General features: G+C 55.0%; 18 protein-coding genes and 3 tRNA genes. 10 read left to right on the forward strand and 11 right to left on the reverse strand.

The window, feature by feature from the left end; all coding sequences use genetic code 11:
* Window positions 1–29: 29 nt before the first annotated feature.
* Window positions 30–1,361: an amino-acid N-acetyltransferase gene (gene argA / locus ACOT0L_RS02020; protein WP_126502689.1), complete on the reverse strand. Its 1,332-nt coding sequence runs from the start codon at window positions 1,359–1,361 to the stop codon at window positions 30–32.
* A 227-nt stretch (window positions 1,362–1,588) separates the two neighbouring features.
* Here argA and amiC point away from each other — a divergent pair, with 227 nt between their 5' ends.
* Complete coding sequence (gene amiC / locus ACOT0L_RS02025; protein ID WP_022649226.1) at window positions 1,589–2,842, forward strand: N-acetylmuramoyl-L-alanine amidase AmiC; 1,254 nt, start codon at window positions 1,589–1,591, stop codon at window positions 2,840–2,842.
* A gap of 89 nt (window positions 2,843–2,931) precedes the next feature.
* On the opposite strand, the gene ACOT0L_RS02030 is transcribed toward amiC, so the two are convergent.
* The 3 genes from ACOT0L_RS02030 to ACOT0L_RS02040 all read right to left on the reverse strand — a co-directional run bounded on the left by ACOT0L_RS02030 (window position 2,932) and on the right by ACOT0L_RS02040 (window position 3,250).
* Window positions 2,932–3,008, reverse strand: a tRNA-Met gene (locus ACOT0L_RS02030).
* A gap of 44 nt (window positions 3,009–3,052) precedes the next feature.
* Window positions 3,053–3,129 (reverse strand) — tRNA-Met (locus ACOT0L_RS02035).
* A 44-nt stretch (window positions 3,130–3,173) separates the two neighbouring features.
* Window positions 3,174–3,250 (reverse strand) — tRNA-Met (locus ACOT0L_RS02040).
* Between the two features lie 207 nt (window positions 3,251–3,457).
* Between ACOT0L_RS02040 and mltA the strand changes: the two genes are divergently transcribed.
* The gene (mltA, locus tag ACOT0L_RS02045; RefSeq protein ID WP_022649225.1) at window positions 3,458–4,555 is read left to right on the forward strand and encodes a murein transglycosylase A; all 1,098 of its coding nucleotides are present in this window, start codon (window positions 3,458–3,460) and stop codon (window positions 4,553–4,555) included.
* Between the two features lie 75 nt (window positions 4,556–4,630).
* Window positions 4,631–5,437 carry a tRNA cyclic N6-threonylcarbamoyladenosine(37) synthase TcdA gene (gene tcdA, locus ACOT0L_RS02050; protein ID WP_006811804.1) on the forward strand — a complete coding sequence of 269 codons (807 nt, stop codon included), beginning with the start codon at window positions 4,631–4,633 and terminating at the stop codon, window positions 5,435–5,437.
* Here the strand turns inward: tcdA and csdE are convergent.
* Both csdE and csdA read right to left on the reverse strand, forming a co-directional pair.
* The gene (csdE, locus tag ACOT0L_RS02055; RefSeq protein WP_023298505.1) at window positions 5,428–5,874 is read right to left on the reverse strand and encodes a cysteine desulfurase sulfur acceptor subunit CsdE; all 447 of its coding nucleotides are present in this window, start codon (window positions 5,872–5,874) and stop codon (window positions 5,428–5,430) included. The two genes, tcdA and csdE, sit on opposite strands and share 10 nt — an antisense overlap.
* Window positions 5,874–7,079: a cysteine desulfurase CsdA gene (csdA, locus tag ACOT0L_RS02060; RefSeq protein WP_126502690.1), complete on the reverse strand. Its 1,206-nt coding sequence runs from the start codon at window positions 7,077–7,079 to the stop codon at window positions 5,874–5,876. Before csdA ends, csdE begins: the two co-directional genes overlap by 1 nt.
* A 192-nt stretch (window positions 7,080–7,271) precedes the next feature.
* Between csdA and ACOT0L_RS02065 the strand changes: the two genes are divergently transcribed.
* From ACOT0L_RS02065 to rlmM, 4 genes are all read left to right on the forward strand, one after another.
* On the forward strand, window positions 7,272–7,499 hold the full coding sequence (locus tag ACOT0L_RS02065) for a YgdI/YgdR family lipoprotein (protein ID WP_015571738.1): 228 nt from the start codon (window positions 7,272–7,274) through the stop codon (window positions 7,497–7,499).
* A 350-nt stretch (window positions 7,500–7,849) separates the two neighbouring features.
* Window positions 7,850–8,767 (forward strand): glycine cleavage system transcriptional regulator GcvA, encoded by a 918-nt coding sequence (gene gcvA, locus ACOT0L_RS02070; protein WP_022649222.1) that lies wholly within the window; start codon window positions 7,850–7,852, stop codon window positions 8,765–8,767.
* A gap of 39 nt (window positions 8,768–8,806) precedes the next feature.
* Window positions 8,807–9,202: a DUF423 domain-containing protein gene (locus ACOT0L_RS02075; protein WP_003862756.1), complete on the forward strand. Its 396-nt coding sequence runs from the start codon at window positions 8,807–8,809 to the stop codon at window positions 9,200–9,202.
* Window positions 9,195–10,295 (forward strand): 23S rRNA (cytidine(2498)-2'-O)-methyltransferase RlmM, encoded by a 1,101-nt coding sequence (rlmM, locus tag ACOT0L_RS02080; protein WP_022649221.1) that lies wholly within the window; start codon window positions 9,195–9,197, stop codon window positions 10,293–10,295. Before ACOT0L_RS02075 ends, rlmM begins: the two co-directional genes overlap by 8 nt.
* Before the next feature lie 57 nt (window positions 10,296–10,352).
* Here rlmM and xni read toward each other — a convergent pair whose 3' ends face one another.
* The 5 genes from xni to queF form a co-directional block, all read right to left on the reverse strand.
* Window positions 10,353–11,108, reverse strand: coding sequence for a flap endonuclease Xni (gene xni / locus ACOT0L_RS02085; RefSeq protein WP_126502691.1), 756 nt, complete (start codon window positions 11,106–11,108; stop codon window positions 10,353–10,355).
* A gap of 112 nt (window positions 11,109–11,220) precedes the next feature.
* Window positions 11,221–12,588, reverse strand: a complete 1,368-nt coding sequence (locus ACOT0L_RS02090; RefSeq protein ID WP_022649219.1) for an L-serine ammonia-lyase — start codon at window positions 12,586–12,588, stop codon at window positions 11,221–11,223.
* A 62-nt stretch (window positions 12,589–12,650) separates the two neighbouring features.
* Window positions 12,651–13,940 carry an HAAAP family serine/threonine permease gene (locus ACOT0L_RS02095; RefSeq protein WP_022649218.1) on the reverse strand — a complete coding sequence of 430 codons (1,290 nt, stop codon included), beginning with the start codon at window positions 13,938–13,940 and terminating at the stop codon, window positions 12,651–12,653.
* Window positions 13,941–14,444: 504 nt separating this feature from the next.
* Entirely contained in the window at window positions 14,445–15,809 is a 1,365-nt protein-coding gene (gene ppnN, locus ACOT0L_RS02100; protein ID WP_023298502.1) for a nucleotide 5'-monophosphate nucleosidase PpnN, read from the reverse strand.
* A 116-nt stretch (window positions 15,810–15,925) separates the two neighbouring features.
* Complete coding sequence (gene queF / locus ACOT0L_RS02105) at window positions 15,926–16,768, reverse strand: NADPH-dependent 7-cyano-7-deazaguanine reductase QueF (RefSeq protein WP_023298501.1); 843 nt, start codon at window positions 16,766–16,768, stop codon at window positions 15,926–15,928.
* 69 nt (window positions 16,769–16,837) lie between these two features.
* On the opposite strand from queF, the gene syd reads away from it, so the two are divergent.
* The 3 genes from syd to truC all read left to right on the forward strand — a co-directional run bounded on the left by syd (window position 16,838) and on the right by truC (window position 19,127).
* On the forward strand, window positions 16,838–17,383 hold the full coding sequence (gene syd, locus ACOT0L_RS02110; RefSeq protein WP_126502692.1) for a SecY-interacting protein: 546 nt from the start codon (window positions 16,838–16,840) through the stop codon (window positions 17,381–17,383).
* Between the two features lie 632 nt (window positions 17,384–18,015).
* Window positions 18,016–18,345, forward strand: coding sequence for a YqcC family protein (locus tag ACOT0L_RS02115; protein WP_022649214.1), 330 nt, complete (start codon window positions 18,016–18,018; stop codon window positions 18,343–18,345).
* The gene (gene truC, locus ACOT0L_RS02120; RefSeq protein WP_023298500.1) at window positions 18,342–19,127 is read left to right on the forward strand and encodes a tRNA pseudouridine(65) synthase TruC; all 786 of its coding nucleotides are present in this window, start codon (window positions 18,342–18,344) and stop codon (window positions 19,125–19,127) included. Before ACOT0L_RS02115 ends, truC begins: the two co-directional genes overlap by 4 nt.
* The last annotated feature ends 2 nt before the right edge of the window (window positions 19,128–19,129 follow it).

Genomic DNA, 19,129 nt, shown 5'->3' on the forward strand with positions numbered 1-19,129 from the left:
TCACCCTCTCCGACAGGAGAGGGTGATTGTTATCCCAGGTCCGCCATTAACACCTTCGAGCGGCGCTGGTAGTTGTACATCTCTTTCTTACTTTCCGGCAGAGAATCAATATCCACCGGCGTGAAGCCGCGCTCCTGGAACCAGTGAATGCTGCGCGTGGTGAGCACGAACAGCTTGCTCAGACCCATCTGGCGCGCCTGTGCCGCCACGCGTTCAAGCAGCAGTTCCCCCCGCGAGGAGCTACGGTAATCCGGGTGCACGGCAACGCACGCCATTTCGCCAATCTGCTCTTCCGGGAACGGATAAAGCGCCGCACAGGCAATGGTCAGGTTATCTCGCTGGATGATGGTGAACTTGTCGATCTCCATCTCCAGCTGCTCGCGGGAGCGGCGAACCAGAATGCCCTGTTGTTCCAGCGGACGGATCAGCTCCAGAATGCCGCCGATGTCATTGATGGTGGCACGGCGGATCTGCTCGGCGCTCTCCATTACGATCTGCGTACCGATCCCGTCCCGGGAGAACAGTTCCTGCAACAGCGCGCCGTCTTCCTGATAGCTGATCAGGTGGCTGCGGCGTACCCCGCTGCGGCACGCTTTGACGGCGCCGCGCAGAAAACGCACGGTACCGGAATAGTAATCGCCTTGTGCTTCCAGCGCTTCGACGCGAGCCTGAGCTTCATTCGGAAAAAGTTCTGGCACAATCACGCCCTCATCGTTCACGACACCCTGTGAGGAGCAAAAGCCGATCATTTTTTCCGCTTTCAGCTTGATGGCCAGCTGGGTGGCAATCTCTTCCGAGGTCAGATTAAAACTTTCACCCGTTACGGAAACGGCAACGGGTCCCATCAGGACGATCGCGCCATTGTCTAACTGGCGGTGAATGGCTTCTTCATCAATGCGCCGGATGCGGCCGCTGTGGCAGTAATCCACGCCATCGTCCACGCCGAGCGGCTGAGCGATGATAAAGTTGCCGCTCACCACGTTGATGTGCGCGCCCTGCAGCGGCGTATTACTCAGGCTCATCGACAGGCGGGCGGTGATATCGAGCTGCAACAGACCCGCCGCCTGTTTGACCAGTTCGAGGGTTTTCGCATCCGTCACGCGGGTATGTTTGTGGTAGATCGGCTCATGGTGATGGGCGGCCAGGTTGGCTTCGATTTGCGGACGTGCGCCATACACCACCACCGGACGGATGCCGAGGCTGTGCAGCAGGCCGATATCATTGACGATACTGGAAAAGTTCTCATGCTCAATGGCTTCGCCGCCAAGCATGATGACAAAGGTTTTCCCCCGATGGGTGTTGATATAGGGAACAGAATGGCGGAATCCCTGGACCAGTTCGGTTCTGCGTTCCTTAACCATGACACAACCCTTAATGAATGTTTATTCGTTATTTATGTATTTTTATTCGATTGTGGCCGCGTGTGCAAGCCAAAATTTTCTGCGACACACAGAAAATAATAAGTAATCCGTGCGTTAACGTATGATTGTTTACCCTTTTATAGATGACAGTTTATGCGTCATTCGTTAAAGTTTTCGGTCAATTTGGGCGTTTTGTTCATCAATCAGATTTCTTGCTCGGGAGAAGCATGTCGGGATCCAATTCAGCAATAAGCCGCCGCCGCCTGTTAAAAGGGGCCGGGGCGATGTGGTTGCTTAGCGTCAGCCAGGTGGGTCTTGCCGCCACAAGCCAGGTAGTCGCGGTGCGCGTCTGGCCGTCGTCGACCTATACGCGCGTGACGGTCGAGTCCAACCGCGTGCTGAAATACAAACAATTTGCCCTCAGCAATCCTGAACGTGTGGTGGTTGATCTCGAAGGTGTGAATCTCAACTCCGTGCTTAAAGGCATGGCGGCGCAGATCCGTGGCGACGATCCTTTTATCAAATCGGCGCGTGTCGGGCAGTTCGATCCGCAAACCGTGCGCATGGTGTTTGAGCTCAAGCAGAACGTGAAACCGCAGCTCTTTGCCCTTGCGCCTGTTGCCGCCTTTAAGGAGCGCCTGGTAATGGATCTCTATCCGGCGAATGCAACGGATATTCAGGATCCGCTCCTGGCGTTACTTGAAGATTACAACAAAGGCGATCTCCAGCGGCAGGTCCCACCTGCGCAAAGTGGTCCTAAGCCGGGCAGGGCGGGGCGCGATCGTCCGATTGTGATCATGCTCGATCCTGGCCACGGCGGAGAAGATTCCGGCGCCGTTGGGAAATATCACACCCGCGAAAAAGATGTGGTGCTGCAAATTGCCCGTCGTCTGAAGGCGTTAATCGACAAAGAGGGCAATATGCGCGCCTACATGACGCGCAACGAAGATGTCTTTATCCCGCTGAAGGTCCGCGTGGCGAAAGCGCAGAAGCAGCGCGCGGATCTGTTTGTCTCTATTCATGCGGACGCCTTCACCAGCCGCCAGCCGAGCGGATCGTCGGTGTTTGCCCTGTCAACGAAAGGGGCGACCAGTACCGCCGCGAGATACCTGGCGGACACGCAGAACGCCTCGGATTTAATCGGTGGCGTGAGTAAAAGCGGGGATCGTTACGTCGACCATACGCTGTTTGATATGGTGCAGTCGCTGACCATTACCGACAGTCTGAAGTTTGGTAAAGCGGTGCTGGGCAAACTGGGCCGGGTCAACAAGCTGCACAAAAACAGCGTCGAGCAGGCCGGATTTGCGGTACTGAAAGCGCCAGATATTCCGTCCATTCTGGTCGAAACCGCGTTTATCAGTAACGTGCAAGAGGAACGCAAGCTCAAGACGGCTAAATTCCAGCAGGAAGTGGCGGAGTCGATTCTGGCGGGTATTCGGGCCTATTTCTCAGACGGGGAAACGCTGGCGCGGCGGGGATAGGGTATTACGCCGGGTATCTCGCCCGGCACTTTCACAAACGGCAGATACAAAAAAACACCCTTAAGGGTGTTTATTGTTTTAAGAAGTGTTGGTTGCGGGGGCCGGATTTGAACCGACGACCTTCGGGTTATGAGCCCGACGAGCTACCAGGCTGCTCCACCCCGCGTCCGTCTTTCTACACTTGTAGAAACTTACTTCTTCAAATTTGATTGGTTGCGGGGGCCGGATTTGAACCGACGACCTTCGGGTTATGAGCCCGACGAGCTACCAGGCTGCTCCACCCCGCGTCCGTCTTTCTACAGTCGTAGAAGATACTTCATCAAATTTTAATTGGTTGCGGGGGCCGGATTTGAACCGACGACCTTCGGGTTATGAGCCCGACGAGCTACCAGGCTGCTCCACCCCGCGTCCATGGAAGCGCACTATACTCGGATAGGTTTGTGATGCAACCCCTTTTTCGCATAATTCATTATTTTGTATGCAAAATGAACGGGAATAGCCACTTTGGACTATTTTTTGTCCAGAATTTGCCAAAGGGAAGGCGATCGCATTTCATTACCACGGTGGGTTTGTTATCTTCATCACGCGGAATGGGCAACTAAAAGACGAGATATAATGAAAGGACGTTGGGTGAAGTATCTGATGACAGGCGCAATGGTAGCGATTCTTGCGGCCTGCTCTTCCAAACCGACCGATCGCGGTCAACAGTATAAAGACGGGAAGTTATCCCAGCCTTTCTCTTTAGTTAACCAGCCAGATGCCGTGGGTGCTCCAATCAATGCCGGGGATTTCTCCGAGCAGGTATACCAGATCCGCAAAGCGTCGCCACGCCTGTATGGCTCACAGAACAACGTTTATAGTGCAGTGCAGGACTGGCTGCGTGCTGGCGGTGATACGCGCAATATGCGCCAGTTTGGTATTGACGCGTGGCAGATGGAAGGGGCGGATAACTACGGTAACGTTCAGTTTACCGGCTACTACACCCCGGTTGTCCAGGCACGACACACGCGTCAGGGCGAATTCCAGTATCCGATTTACCGCATGCCGCCAAAACGCGGTCGTCTCCCGTCCCGCGCTGAAATCTATGCCGGTGCGCTTAGCGAAAATTACGTGCTGGCCTACAGCAACTCGCTGATGGATAACTTCATCATGGACGTGCAGGGCAGCGGCTATATTGATTTTGGCGACGGCTCGCCGCTGAACTTCTTTAGCTATGCCGGGAAAAACGGCCATGCCTATCGCAGCATCGGTAAGGTGCTCATCGACCGTGGTGAAGTGAAACGAGAAGATATGTCGATGCAGGCGATCCGCGAGTGGGGCGAAAAACACAGCGAAGCGGAAGTGCGTGAGCTGCTTGAGCAGAATCCATCGTTTGTCTTCTTCAAACCGCAGAACTTTGCGCCGGTGAAAGGGGCGAGCGCCGTCCCGCTGATTGGCCGCGCTTCTGTGGCATCGGATCGTTCGATTATCCCGGCGGGTACCACGCTGCTGGCGGAAGTTCCTCTCCTCGACAACAACGGCAAATTCAACGGCAAGTATGAATTACGCCTGATGGTGGCGCTGGACGTGGGCGGGGCGATTAAAGGCCAGCACTTCGACATTTATCAGGGCATCGGCCCGGATGCCGGCCACCGTGCAGGCTGGTATAACCACTACGGGCGCGTGTGGGTGCTGAAGACAGCGCCGGGTACCGGGAACGTATTTAGCGGCTGAGTGTGGTATTCTGAGCGCAAGACGGATTACGGTTCAGGGTGAGGAATACCTCACCCTTTTTACATCTGAGGTTTTATGTCTGTGGTAATCAGCGATGCCTGGCGCCAGCGTTTCGGCGGCACGGCACGGTTATACGGTGAAAAAGCCCTGCAACTGTTCGCGGATGCGCATGTCTGCGTGGTGGGCATTGGTGGCGTGGGTTCGTGGGCGGCAGAAGCGCTGGCGAGAACCGGCATTGGCGCAATTACGTTGATTGATATGGATGACGTCTGCGTCACTAACACTAACCGTCAGATCCACGCCCTGCGTGATAACGTCGGTCTGGCGAAGTCCGAGGTGATGGCGGAGCGTATTCGTCTCATCAACCCGGAGTGCCGCGTAACGGTGATTGACGACTTTGTGACGGCAGATAACGTCGCGGAGTACATGAGCAAAGGCTACAGCTATGTGATTGACGCCATCGACAGCGTGCGGCCAAAAGCGGCGCTGATCGCTTACTGTCGTCGTTACAAGGTGCCGCTGGTGACAACGGGCGGCGCGGGTGGACAAATTGATCCGACGCAGATCCAGGTGGCAGATCTGGCGAAAACCATTCAGGATCCACTGGCTGCTAAGCTGCGCGAGCGCTTAAAAAGCGACTTCAACGTGGTGAAGAACAGTAAAGGCAAGCTGGGCGTGGACTGTGTGTTCTCGACAGAAGCGCTGGTTTATCCGCAGGCGGATGGTTCGGTCTGTGCAATGAAAAGCACAGCGGAAGGGCCAAAGCGGATGGATTGTGCCTCAGGGTTTGGAGCGGCCACCATGGTGACCGCCTCCTTCGGCTTTGTGGCGGTCTCTCACGCCCTGAAGAAGATGATGGCGAAGGCGGAACGTCAGGCCTGAGCCTGACGGGCGGCATCCAGCACCGCGTCGTTTAGCGCAATCAGTCCCTGACCGCGCGAGGCGCTAAGCTGCGTGCGAAGTCCCAGCTCATCAAACAGCGCCAGCGGAGAATGCACCAGCAGCTCTGCGGCGCTTTTCCCTTCGATTGCGGTCAACAGCACCGCCAGCAGACCGCGAACAATGCGTCCCTCGCTGTCGCCGAAGAAATGCAGTTTCTCACCGGATATGCTAAACCCAAGCCAGACGCGGTTCTCGCAGCCAGCTATCTCCTTCGCCTGCGATTTCAGTTCGTCTGACAGCGTGGGCAACTGTTTGCCCAGCAGGATCAGCTGACGATATTTATCTTCCCACTGCGTGAGCGGGACGAAGGTCTGTTTTAACGTCTCTTCAGTGATAACGGTGCCGAACGGATGCCCGGCTAAGGCTGAACTTGTCATTAATCCACCAGTAATTCCAGGGCGCGGTCGACGGCGGAAACCAGCGCGTCGACGTCACTTTTTGTGTTGTACGGTGCAAACGAGGCGCGCAGGGTACCGCTCACCCCCATGGCCGCCAGCAGCGGCTGGGCGCAGTGCTGTCCTGCGCGCAGGGCAATGCCGTATCCGGCAAGCAGCGTCACCATGTCGCTATGGTGTACGCCCGCAAAATCAAAGGCGAGCAGGCTGGAGTCCTGGACGCGGAACGAGCGAAACCCGGGGCGTTTCTTAAGCTCTTCTTCTGCCAGCGTCGCCAGGCCCCGGCTCCAGCTTTCAGCCTGAGCCACGTCCGTATCTGCGAGAAATTCGAGCGCTGCGCTCAGACCGATAACCCCTGCCACGTTCGGCGTACCGGCTTCCAGGCGGTAAGGCAGATCCTGCGTTTTGAAACCGTCGAAGGTGACTTCGGTAATCATCTTGCCGCCGCCGAGCCACGGCGTCATCCGGGCCAGCAGTTCAGGTTTGCCGTACAGCGCGCCGATACCGGTTGGCCCGTACAATTTATGCCCTGAGAAGGCATAGAAGTCGATATCCAGCGCCTGAACGTCAGCCGGAAAATGCACCACACCCTGCGCACCGTCGACCATTACCACCACGCCGCTGGCATGGGCAATCTCAATGGCGCGCGCCAGATCCGGACAGCCGCCGGTGACGTTGGACATCTGCCCCAGCGCCAGAATACGGCTGCGCGGCGTAATCAGCTCAGGCAGACGCGCCACGTCAGGCAGGAAGTCTGTACCCAACGGGAGTTTTACAACCCGTGCCCCGGTTTGTTCGGCCACCATCAGCCAGGGCACCAGGTTGGCGTGGTGTTCCGCCTCGCTGACGATGATCTCATCCCCGGGCTGCAACAGCGGACGCGCGTAACATTGCGCCACCATGTTAATGGCCTCGGTAGTGCCCCGCGTCCAGACGATGTTCTTACCGCTGTCAGCATTGATCAGGCGCGCGACCTGATCCCGTGCGGCTTCGTATTGCGCCGTTAAGCGCTGCGCGTCGGCATACTGGCTGCGGTGCACGTTCCCGGCGCTCAGGCTGTAAAACTGGCGGGTTGCCTCAATCACCGCCTGCGGCTTAAGGGCCGTGGCGGCGCTATCAAGATAAATGCCGGCATCGGCCAGCGCAGGAAACTGTGCGCGAAACTGCGCAGGACTGAAAGCGTTCATGGAATTCCTCATATCGATTCTACGATCGTCGCGCAAATTCATCGGCAGGGCAAGGAAGTTGATATCTATCAGATTTGTCTGCTTATCCTGGCGAGTCTGAAAAAGCAGGTTATGCTAAATAGTGTTAGGCGGATGTTTTAGCCTGTTATAAATCGAGGTTTGAATAGCATTAATTGCTAAAGGAGAATAATCATGAAAAAGACAGCTGCAATCATTTCTGCCTGTGCGTTGACCTTTGCCCTGAGCGCATGTTCTGGTAATAACTACGTAATGCATACCAACGATGGTCGATCTATCGTCTCTGAAGGGAAACCGACAACCGATAATGATACCGGGATGATTTCATACAAAGATGCTAACGGGAACAAACAGCAGATCAATCGCAGTGACGTGAAAGAGATGAAGGAAATCGAGCATTAACAGTTAGATAAGCGAAAAAAAAGCACCGCAAGTTGGCGGTGCTACATTAATCACTATGGACAGACAGGGTAAATGTACAGGAAGTGAAAAATTGGTAGCGTTGCTACCGTGGTCTGAATCGCAGACCAATTGCAAACACAACAACACAACATCACAACCGTAAGCCAAAAGCCCTTCAGAACACGCATTCCAAAAAAAGCTTTTCGTTCCGGCTCAGGAAGTGCCGCCACTATAGGTATTTGCTGGTAGTTCCTCAACGGACAAATTATAATGGCTCAGATAAAAAAAACTAATAGGTTAAACGTTGTTTCCTATATGTTAAATCTCGTTAACATCTAAGCCAGATAACCATGTCCAAGCGATTGCCACCCCTAAATGCATTACGTGTTTTTGATGCAGCAGCACGCCACCTCAGCTTCACCCGCGCAGCCGATGAGCTTTTTGTGACACAGGCCGCAGTAAGTCATCAAATCAAGTCTCTGGAGGATTTTCTGGGGCTTAAGCTGTTCCGTCGACGCAACCGTTCGTTGCTGTTGACCGAAGAAGGGCAGAGCTATTTTCAGGATATTAAAGAGATTTTCTCCCAGCTGACGGAAGCCACCCGTAAGCTTCAGGCACGGAGCGCAAAAGGCGCCCTGACTGTGAGTTTATTGCCCAGTTTTGCCATTCAGTGGCTGGTGCCGCGACTCTCAAGCTTTAACTCAACTTATCCGGGAATCGATGTCCGAATCCAGGCGGTGGACCGTCAGGAAGACAAGCTTGCAGACGATGTGGATGTGGCGATTTTTTACGGTCGCGGTAACTGGCCGGGCTTGCGTGTTGAAAAATTATACGCAGAATATCTGCTGCCGGTCTGTTCACCGCTGCTGCTGACGGGGGAGAAAGCGCTCAAAACGCCCGCCGATCTGGCGCAACACACGCTTTTGCACGATGCGTCGCGTCGCGACTGGCAAACTTATACCCGCCAGTTAGGTCTTAATCATATAAACGTGCAGCAGGGGCCCATTTTTAGCCACAGCGCGATGGTGTTACAGGCTGCCATTCACGGGCAGGGCGTGGCATTAGCGAATAACGTCATGGCGCAGTCCGAAATTGAGGCAGGCCGTCTGGTTTGCCCATTTAACGATGTACTGGTCAGCAAGAATGCATTTTATCTGGTTTGTCATGACAGTCAGGCAGAACTGGGTAAAATAGCCGCTTTCCGGCAGTGGATACTGGCGAAAGCGGCAAGCGAGCAAGAAAAATTCCGCTTCAGGTATGAACAATAACGTTTGTGTGCCGGGCACGCATTAATTCAGGACTTAAACATGACCAGCCGATTCATGCTGATTTTCGCCGCGGTGAGTGGCTTTATTTTTGTAGCTCTGGGCGCGTTTGGCGCGCATGTCTTAAGCAAGTCTTTGGGCGTTGTGGAGATGGGCTGGATCCAGACCGGCCTTGAATATCAGGCGTTCCACACGCTGGCAATTTTTGGGCTGGCGGTGGCGATGCAGCGCCGTATCAGCATCTGGTTTTACTGGAGCAGCGTCTTTCTGGCGCTGGGTACCGTACTGTTCAGCGGCAGTCTCTACTGTCTGGCGCTGTCGCATTTACGCCTGTGGGCGTTTGTTACACCTGTCGGCGGCGTCAGCTTCCTGGCGGGTTGGGTTTTAATGTTTATCGGAGCTATCCGTCTGAAACGCAAGGGCGTTGTTCATGAATAAGGTTGTTTTATATTGTCGCCCGGGGTTTGAGAAAGAGTGCGCCGCGGAAATCACCGATAAAGCGGCGAAGCGTGAAGTCTTCGGATTCGCTCGCGTCAAAGAGAACGCGGGCTATGTGGTATTTGAATGCTATCAGCCTGATGATGCCGACAAGCTGGCGCGCGAACTGCCGTTCAGCTCGCTGATTTTCGCCCGTCAGATGTTTGTCGCGGGCGAATTACTGAAAGATCTTCCGCCGGAAGATCGCATCACGCCGATTGTTGGCCTGTTGCAGGGCGTGGTGGAGAAGGGCGGCGATTTGCGCGTGGAAGTGGCTGACACCAATGAAAGCAAAGAGCTGATGAAGTTCTGCCGTAAGTTTACCGTGCCGCTCCGCGCGGCACTGCGTGATGCGGGAGTGCTGACAAACTACGAAACGCCAAAGCGTCCAGTCGTGCATATCTTCTTTATTGCGCCAGGATGTTGCTACACCGGCTACTCGTATACCACCAATAACTCGCCGTTCTTTATGGGGATCCCGCGTCTGCGCTTCCCGTCAGACGCGCCGAGCCGTTCAACCCTGAAGCTGGAAGAGGCGTTCCACGTCTTTATCCCGGCGGACGAGTGGGACGAACGTCTGGCAAACGGCATGTATGCCGTCGATCTTGGCGCGTGCCCGGGCGGCTGGACCTATCAGCTGGTGAAACGCAACATGTGGGTTTCGTCTGTGGATAACGGCCCGATGGCGCAAAGCCTGATGGACACCGGGCAGGTCACCTGGCTGCGTGAAGATGGTTTCCGCTACCGTCCTACCCGTAACAACATCTCCTGGATGGTGTGCGACATGGTAGAAAAACCGGCGAAAGTCGCAGCGCTGATGGCCTCCTGGCTGGTGAACGGCTGGTGTCGTGAGACGATTTTCAACCTCAAGCTGCCGATGAAAAAGCGTTACGAAGAGGTGTCGCAGAACCTGGCTTATATTCAGCAGCAACTGGACGAACACGGGATTAATGCGGAAATCCAGGCGCGTCAGCTGTATCACGACCGTGAAGAAGTGACGGTGCATATCCGTCGCTGGTGGGCGGCCGTGGGTGGGCGTCGCGACGAGCGATAACGTTTGTAACGCCCGGTGGCGCTGTGCTTACCGGGCCTACAAAATCGTGTAGTTGTTTTAACGTTCTAACCTTAACTGCTGTAAATTCCCGTCCAGCTGTAAATCCGTCTGTAGCGTTGCGATTTCCCGGCAGATAAACGCCATCTCTTTATTCGCCTCCAGCTTCTTGCGCCATTTTTCCGGCACTTCCTCAAGCCTTGCGTAAATCCCTTCCAGATTCTGAAACTCCGTCAGCAGCTGTGCGGCACTTTTGGGTCCAATACCGGCGACACCCGGCACTCTGGAGCTGCTGATCCCCGCCAGCCCCCAGTAATCCGGCAATTGCTCAGGCGATACGCCAAACTCGCTGGCAATAAATGGCGCGTCCAGCCAGCGTTTCTGGAAGTAGTCGCGGATGCGGACCGTTGGAGAGAGCAGCTGGCAGTAGCCTTTGTCGGTTGAAACGATAGTCGCCTGATGCCCGGCGCTCGCCACTTTAACCGCCAGCGTTGCGGCTAAATCATCAGCCTCATTACCGTGTGCGCCCCAGCACGGAACGCCGCGCTGTTCAAAGGCCGCGCGTATAACGGGCATTTCGGCGTGCAGATCGTCCGGTATCGGCGCACGCCCGGCTTTGTAGTCCGGCAGGCGCTGGTGCCGCCAGCCGGTATTGCGTGCTTCATCGTCGAATACGGCAACAGCGTGGGTGGGTTCGCTATGGCGAATGAGCTGCTCCAGCGCGTGTAAACAGGTGTCCTTGCAGGGGGTGCCCTGTACCGCGTGAATACGGCGAATCAGGTTAAGTGCATCGACGATAAGCAAATGAACGGCCACAGATAATCTCCCTTCTGTCTAATGGGGGAAGGGTAACACTGAGCGCAGCATGAAACTATGAATGGTGGGGAAAACAGGAAGAAGCCTCGCAAAACGAGGCTTCCTGAGAGGCTTAATCGCAGGTAACGATCTTCATCGCCAGGCCACCGCGGGAGGTTTCGCGGTATTTGGCGTTCATATCTTTACCGGTTTCGTACATGGTTTCGATAACCTTGTCGAGACACACGCGCGGTTCACTGGTGCGGCGCAGCGCCATACGGGCCGCGTTCACCGCTTTCACAGAGGCGATGGCGTTACGCTCAATGCATGGCACCTGGACCTGTCCGCCGACCGGATCGCAGGTCAGCCCCAGGTTATGTTCCATGCCGATTTCCGCCGCAATACAAACCTGCGCAGGACTTGCGCCAAGCAGTTCGGCCAGACCCGCCGCCGCCATAGAGCAGGCTACGCCCACTTCACCCTGACAGCCCACTTCCGCGCCGGAAATCGAGGCGTTCATCTTGTACAGTGAGCCAATCGCACTGGCGACCAGCATATACCGCGCGAGTGAGTTTGCATTCACTTCACGGATAAACTTGTCGTAATACGCCAGGACCGCCGGAACAATGCCGCACGCCCCGTTGGTTGGCGCGGTGACGACGCGGCCACCCGCGGCGTTCTCTTCGTTCACCGCCAGCGCGAACATGTTGATCCAGTCGACAACGGCCATCGGGTCGGTGGTGGTTTTGTCGGTGCTGACCAGCATGCGGCGCAGCGCAGCCGCACGACGTGGAACACGCAGTTTCCCCGGCAGCACGCCTTCGGTGGTGATCCCGCGCTCAATGCCGCTGCGCATCACTTCCCAGACGTTTGCGAAGTGCTGTTCCAGCTCCTCTTTGCTGTGCAGGGCCAGCTCATTTTTCATCATCAGGCCGGAGAGAGATAGGCCTGTCTCCTGGCAGTGACGCTGTAAATCGGCCGCGTTTTTGTACGGGTACGGCACCTCAACGGCGGAGCCGTTGGTTTGACCAAAATGGTCTTCGTCGACGATAAACCCGCCGCCGATGGAGTAATACGTCTGGCTGTAAACCGCTTTATCGCCGACCAGCGCGGTAATGCGCATGCCGTTTTCGTGCAGCGACAGGTTATCCGCATGGAAATTCATGCAGTGGTCAACCGGGAATTCAACCTCATGCTCGCCGTTCGCCAGCAGCAAACGACCGTGGGTGTTCACGTCCTGGATAAAGCCAGGAATGGAGTCAATATCAACGGTATCCGGCAGGTTACCCGCCAGCCCCATGATAATGGCAATATCGGTATGGTGGCCTTTACCGGTCAGGGAAAGGGAACCGTATACATCGACAACCACGCGGGTGATGTCGTGCAAAATGCCGCGTGCAATCAAGTCATCCGTGAATTGTTTACCGGCTTTCATTGGTCCGACGGTGTGAGAGCTGGAAGGACCAATACCGATTTTGAAGATATCGAATACGCTAATCATGATGCGTCCATTGCTTCAGTCAGAGGGGAGGAGTGCGCCATCCGCAGACGGCGCAGGAGGTATTAGCTGAACAGCGAGTAGAAAATAGCGGAGATGGCAATCAGACCCATCACAACAACGAACACGTTGCTGATATGGCCGCTGTATTTACGCATCGCTGGCACTTTCTGAATCGCGTACATCGGCATCAGGAACAGAATCATCGCGATAATCGGGCCGCCCAGGGTTTCAATCATGCCCAGAATGCTTGGGTTCAGGGTGGCTACCGCCCAGGTGGTCACCAGCATGAACAGCGCGGTGATTTTGTTCAGACGGTTGATTTCAATGCTCTTGCCTTTACCGCGCAGAGATTTAATCACCATACCGTTGAAGCCTTCACGTGCGCCCAGGTAGTGGCCCAGGAAGGATTTGGTGATGGCGATAATCGCGATGATCGGTGCCATCCACGCAATCAGCGGTGCGTTAAAGTGGTTTGCCAGGTAGGACAGAATAGAGATGTTCTGCTCTTTCGCCGCCGCCAGATCCGCCGGGGAGAGGCTCAGCACGCAGCTGAACACGAAGAACATAACTGTCAGTACCATCATGATGTGTGCGCGAGCCAGGATGCTGGAGCACTTCTTCTCTGCACCATTGCCGTACTCTTCACGCTTCGCCACCGCGAAGGAGGAGATGATTGGCGAGTGGTTGAAGGAGAACACCATTACCGGGATCGCCAGCCACAGGGTCAGTAGCAGGCCGTTACCGGTTGCGGATGCGCTGCTCAGAGACAGAGTTTCCAGCGCAGCGCCGTTCCACTGTGGGATCAGGTACAGCGCCAGCACCATCAGGGCTGCAACAAACGGGAATACCAGCACGCTCATCGCTTTGACAATCATCTGCTCGCCAAAGCGCACGATGGTCATCATACCGACGATCAGGATCAGGGACAGGATCGCACGCGGCGGCGGGGTCATCTGCAGCTGGTGCATCATGAAGCTTTCAACGGTGTTGGTGATAGCGACGCTATACACCAGCAGAATCGGGTAAATCGCGAAGAAGTAGAGCAGGGTAATCAGCTTACCTGCGCCGACGCCGAAGTGTTCTTCAACGACTTCAGTAATGTCTTCGCCCGGGTTTTTACCGGACAGCACGAAGCGGGTCAGGCCGCGGTGTGCAAAGAAGGTCATCGGAAAGGCGATGATGGCCATGATGATCAGCGGGATCAGACCGCCGACACCTGCGTTGATAGGAAGGAACAGTACACCAGCGCCGATTGCCGTGCCGTACAGGCCAAGCATCCACATGGTATCCGTTTTGCGCCAACCGCTTCGGGATTCAATCGAAGCAACGGTGCTGGTTTGAGTGGTTTCCATCTGTATCTCCTGGAGGAAGCAAATTGTCAGGTTTTTAGTCAAATCCGATGAAAAAGTGCCTGACGGTAATATGAAATTCGTTCAGTGACGGTTTTTTAATAATTTTTGCCCGTAACTATTGGCGGGCGGAAAGATACATTCTCGTTATGAATCTATCAGTGATCGCGATCCCAAATGCAATAATCCACTTATGATGTGGGCATATTTAGACCATTTATCTGTTAAAAAAACATCAAAGAGGATTTACGGGCGCGAAGGCTACCATTAACGACATGTTTTCGAAAAGGCTGACCCGCGAGATAGGTGTCTTTCGCTGTAAAGAAATAGGATTTTAGGATTTTCTGGCAGGTAATTTCGATTAAGGCTGATTATTTACGGTTTCAAAAACGAGGTAATCGTTTGCGCGGGCGCCAGATTTGTTAATAACATTGAAGATCGCTATGAATTACATCACTAATAAAAAAGCCGGATGACAATCCGGCTTGAGAGGAGGGAAAGGACGCTTTATTTGATGATTTCGTAACAGGGAATATAGGCAGAACCCGGAAGTTTCATGCGGTGCTGAGCCACAAAGCCCTGCAGCATGTCATCCATGCGGCGCATCATCTCCGGGTCACCGTGGATTTTATACGGCCCGAACTCCTCAATCGCGCGGATCCCCACCTCCTTCACGTTCCCCGCCACGATGCCAGAGAAGGCGCGACGCAGGTCAGCTGCCAGTACTTCCACCGGCTGATCCGGATAGAGTTTGAGGTTCGCCATGTTCTCATGCGACGGCTCGAAGGGGATCTGGAGATCCGGTGCGATACGGATGGACCAGTTAAAGCTGTAGGCATCCCCGGTATCACGACGGTTCTCTTTCACCAGCGGCATCGCTTTTTTCATCTGACGGGCCACTTCTGCGGCATCGTCAATAATAATGCGGTAGTGACGGCGCGCGTCTTCCCCCAGCGTATGCACGATAAATTCGTCCAGCACGCGGAAGTAGTCGGCGCTCTCTTTCGGGCCGGTCAGGATCAGCGGCAAAACCTGATTTTTGTTGGCCGGGTTCATCAGGATCCCGAGCAGATAAAGCAGTTCTTCCGCCGTACCTACGCCGCCCGGGAAGATGATAATGCCGTGCGCGATACGGACAAACGCTTCAAGACGTTTTTCGATATCCGGCATAATAATCAGTTCGTTAACCAGCGGGTTAGGCGGCTCAGCGGCGATGATTGACGGCTCGGTCATGCCGATAAAACGGCCTTCTTTATAGCGTTGCTGCGCGTGTCCTACTGCCGCGCCTTTCATCGGCGCTTCCATCGCGCCAGGACCGCAGCCGGTACAGATGTTCAGCTCGCGCAGGCCGAGCTGATTACCCACGCGGCGGGCGTACAGGTATTCGGTTTCGTTAATGGAGTGACCACCCCAGCAGACGACCATGTTCGGCGCTTCGCCAACGTGCAGGGCGCGGGCGTTACGCAGAATGGAGAAAACCAGGTTGGTGATATGAACGGAGCTTTCCAGATCGAGATGCTGGAAACGACCGGCGTTGCTGATCTGTCCGTTAACAAACAGGATGTCGCGCAGCACGGCAAAAAGGTTGGCCTGAAGTGAGCGAATAATACGCCCATCGACAAACGCCTCTTCCGGCGGGTTGATCACTTCCAGCTTCACCCCGCGCTCGCGGCGCAGCACATTGATATCAAAACTTTCGAAGCGGGACAGCAGCTCTTTACTGTTGTCGGTCAGGCTTCCGGAGTTCAGTACAGCAAGTGAACAGTTACGAAACAGTTGATACAGGTCGCTACTGGCGGTGCGTTTAAGCATGTCCACTTCCAGTTGCGACAACATATCCATAGAGCCAAGCGGGCTAATATGTGTAATCAAGTGAGCTCCTTATGGGACGATTATCGTCTTTCCCTGTTGATTACAATAGCCCTGGCTTATGACGTTTCACAACACTTCGGGCGGAATACCGCCCGCATATTGTGAAAATATTTATCTTACTGGCGCACCAGCCGTCCGGTGGCAGGCACAAAATCGGTATTGGTGCGCCATGGGTTAATGTCCAGGCCGCCGCGACGGGTATAGCGGGCATAAACACTCAGCTTTTCGGGCTGGCAGAAACGCTGTATGTCATTGAAGATGCGTTCCACGCACTGCTCGTGGAATTCGTTGTGATGACGGAATGACACCAGGTAACGAAGCAGCTTTTCCCGGTCAATCTGCGGGCCGCGATACTGGATCTGTACCGAGCCCCAGTCCGGCTGATGGGTGATAAGGCAGTTGGATTTCAGCAGATGGCTGACCAGCGTTTCGTCGACCACTTTTCCGCCCGCCGCGTTTTCCAGATAGTCGGTGCTAAATTCGTAGCTCTCCACATCAATGTCCTGATCGTCGATGCAGGTGCCGTGGAAATGGGCGATGGGCTGACCTTCCAGCTCATGCAGACGGTATAACGAGACGGTTACGTTCCCCTGCGCGCACGCGCTTAAATCACGTTCAAGCGTCTGTTGTACCTCGTCCCAGCTGTTAAATTTGGTCTGGTTAAAGCTGTTGAGATAGAGCTTAAAGCTCTTGGATTCGACCAGGTTCACGCTGGCGTAATCCAGCTCGACATGGCCCACGGCCACCTGCGGCAGACCGCGCGCATTCAGCCAGGAGAGTTCGTACAGCGTCCAGATGTCGCCGCCGACGAACGGCAGCGCGTCGGCATGAAGGCCAAGCGGATCGCGGTTCAGGCTGCGCGGCACACCCTGAAGCAGGCTTGCGTCGTAGGTGTCGCGGTAATCGGTCGATTTACCCAGCGTTAAGCCCGTTAACGCCTGATGATTTTCGTAAGACATGTTTCATAGCCACTTTACAGGTACACTTAGGGGCTGAGTTTATCCTGTCTTACAAGAAGAGAGAAATCGGTGGATATCGAAACTGCAAATGCCCTGACGTCCTTCACGACCCGCTATTGCGATGCCTGGCATGAAAAGCGGGGGACGTGGCCGCAAAGTACTGACTTATATGGCGTGCCGTCACCGTGCATTATCGCTTCGCAGGATGATTACGTTATCTGGCAACCGAAACCGTTCACGGGCGAGCAGAATGTAAATGCGGTTGAACGCGCAATGGACATTGTGGTACAACCTGCGCTTCATGCAATTTATACCACGCAGTTTGCCGGGGATATGACTGCATGTTTTGCAGGACAGCCGCTGACGCTGCTGCAAACCTGGAGCGAAGACGATCTTCAACGCGTTCAGGAAAACCTCATTGGTCACCTGGTCACGCAAAAACGCCTTAAGCTCTCCCCGACTCTCTTTATTGCGACGCTCGACAGTGAACTGGACGTCATTTCAGTCTGCAACCTGTCTGGCGAGGTCATTAAAGAGACGCTCGGCACCCGCAATCGCGACGTTCTCGCGCCTTCTCTTGCGGATTTTCTTACCCGACTAGAGCCGCTTCTGTAATCCATGATGCTACTGGACGTGTGAGAGATCTCTTACACGCACTGTGAGACATCGCCGAAACAATTAGCTTTGTCTTAGGGATTTCAGATTAATATTAACTTCCCTTTCAACAGGTTAGCGATTTCCTGAAACGATTATCCCCGTTTCGCCAGGCTTACCTTGCTCACAGGGTGGGTTGTAAGACGAGGCAGAATAGCGGATTCTATCTGTGTCGACAGGATGCCGACGCGAGAAACGAACATCAGGATGATGGCGTTTCTCACCAGGAACACGTCAGGACGACGCCGCAGGAAGGCTTCAGGATGAAGCAAAGTGGATCACGCAGGATGCGTAAGGGACACCTCCAGGAAGGAGAACGTGAGCCGGTCAGGATGGTCGGTGGGTCAGGATGGCCAGGACGTTTCAGGACGAAACCTACACGTCAGGATGATGTGAGCAGGAAGCAAAAGGTAAAGGGATGACCAGGCCTTCGGGCATCAGGAAAAGTTGTCACGGATGAGCAGGGAGCACGTATTGTAGCTGGAATGCTGCGAAACGAACCGGGAGCACTGTTTTTACAGTGCTCCCTTTTTTTATTTCTGTCTTCCGCAATGCTATGCTTCGCGCCATTCCGTTTTTCAGTTGAGGTTACTATGACGCATCACGATAGCGTTCGTGCGCAGTTGCACGCCATCGAAGCCCTTATGCGCCAGCATCAGCTGTGGCAGGAAAGTGCGCCGCAGCCAGACGCGTTCGCCAGCACCCAGCCGTTTTGTCTGGATACGCTGTCTCCATTCGAATGGCTCCAGTGGGTATTAATTCCGCGCATGCACGCGCTGCTGGAAGGGGGACACGCGTTGCCCCAGGCGTTTGCCGTCTCTCCCTATTACGAAATGGCGCTGGAGGCGACCCACCCGGCGCGCGACGTTATGTTGGTTGAGCTGGAAAAGCTGGATACGCTTTTCGCCGGTGACGATGCATGACGCTTGAGATCCTGTATCAGGATGAGTGGCTGGTGGCGGTGAATAAACCGTCCGGCTGGCTGGTACACCGAAGCTGGCTCGATCGCGATGAGAAAGTGGTTGTTATGCAAACCGTGCGCGACCAAATCGGTCAGCACGTCTTTACTGCCCACCGTCTGGATCGGCCAACCTCTGGCGTTCTGCTGATGGGGCTTTCCAGTGAGGCCGGGCGCCTGCTGTCGCAGCAGTTTGAACAGCACCAGATCCAGAAGCGCTACCACGCCATTGTGCGCGGCTGGCTGACGGATTCCGCCACGCTGGATTATCCGCTGGTGGAGGAACTGGATAAAATCGCCGATAAATTTGCCCGCGAAGATAAAGGTCCGCAGCCTGCGGTGACCGACTATCGCGGTATGGCGACCACAGAACTGCCGGTGGCGACCAGCAAATTTCCCACTACGCGATACAGTCTGGTTGAGCTTTTGCCCAAAACCGGGCGCAAGCACCAGCTTCGCCGCCACCTTGCACATCTGCGCCACCCAATTATCGGCGACAGCAAGCACGGCGATCTGCGGCAGAACCGCAGCGCGGCAGAGCACTTTGGCTGTAACCGACTGATGCTGCACGCCAGCGAGCTAAGCCTGACGCACCCGTTTACCGGCGAACCGCTGACTATTCGCGCGGGGCTGGACGAGGTCTGGATGCAGGCGCTGTCACAGTTTGGCTGGCTAGGACAACTCCCCGAAAATGAAAGGGTTGAGTTTGCCGCAGGCAACGTTCAGGATGAACAGCAAGCGCAATAATG

Source organism: Enterobacter cloacae complex sp. XAL002 (assembly GCF_049236805.1).
GTDB classification, from domain to species: Bacteria; Pseudomonadota; Gammaproteobacteria; order Enterobacterales; family Enterobacteriaceae; genus Enterobacter; species Enterobacter intestinihominis.

Bases quoted from the DNA above. Each gene is read 5' to 3' on its own strand.
- argA (WP_126502689.1), bottom strand. From the start codon at position 1,361: ATGGTTAAGGAACGCAGAACCGAACTGGTCCAGGGATTCCGCCATTCT.
- amiC (WP_022649226.1), top strand. From the start codon at position 1,589: ATGTCGGGATCCAATTCAGCAATAAGCCGCCGCCGCCTGTTAAAAGGG.
- mltA (WP_022649225.1), top strand. From the start codon at position 3,458: ATGAAAGGACGTTGGGTGAAGTATCTGATGACAGGCGCAATGGTAGCG.
- tcdA (WP_006811804.1), top strand. From the start codon at position 4,631: ATGTCTGTGGTAATCAGCGATGCCTGGCGCCAGCGTTTCGGCGGCACG.
- csdE (WP_023298505.1), bottom strand. From the start codon at position 5,874: ATGACAAGTTCAGCCTTAGCCGGGCATCCGTTCGGCACCGTTATCACT.
- csdA (WP_126502690.1), bottom strand. From the start codon at position 7,079: ATGAACGCTTTCAGTCCTGCGCAGTTTCGCGCACAGTTTCCTGCGCTG.
- ACOT0L_RS02065 (WP_015571738.1), top strand. From the start codon at position 7,272: ATGAAAAAGACAGCTGCAATCATTTCTGCCTGTGCGTTGACCTTTGCC.
- gcvA (WP_022649222.1), top strand. From the start codon at position 7,850: ATGTCCAAGCGATTGCCACCCCTAAATGCATTACGTGTTTTTGATGCA.
- ACOT0L_RS02075 (WP_003862756.1), top strand. From the start codon at position 8,807: ATGACCAGCCGATTCATGCTGATTTTCGCCGCGGTGAGTGGCTTTATT.
- rlmM (WP_022649221.1), top strand. From the start codon at position 9,195: ATGAATAAGGTTGTTTTATATTGTCGCCCGGGGTTTGAGAAAGAGTGC.
- ACOT0L_RS02090 (WP_022649219.1), bottom strand. From the start codon at position 12,588: ATGATTAGCGTATTCGATATCTTCAAAATCGGTATTGGTCCTTCCAGC.
- ACOT0L_RS02095 (WP_022649218.1), bottom strand. From the start codon at position 13,940: ATGGAAACCACTCAAACCAGCACCGTTGCTTCGATTGAATCCCGAAGC.
- queF (WP_023298501.1), bottom strand. From the start codon at position 16,768: ATGTCTTACGAAAATCATCAGGCGTTAACGGGCTTAACGCTGGGTAAA.
- ACOT0L_RS02115 (WP_022649214.1), top strand. From the start codon at position 18,016: ATGACGCATCACGATAGCGTTCGTGCGCAGTTGCACGCCATCGAAGCC.
- truC (WP_023298500.1), top strand. From the start codon at position 18,342: ATGACGCTTGAGATCCTGTATCAGGATGAGTGGCTGGTGGCGGTGAAT.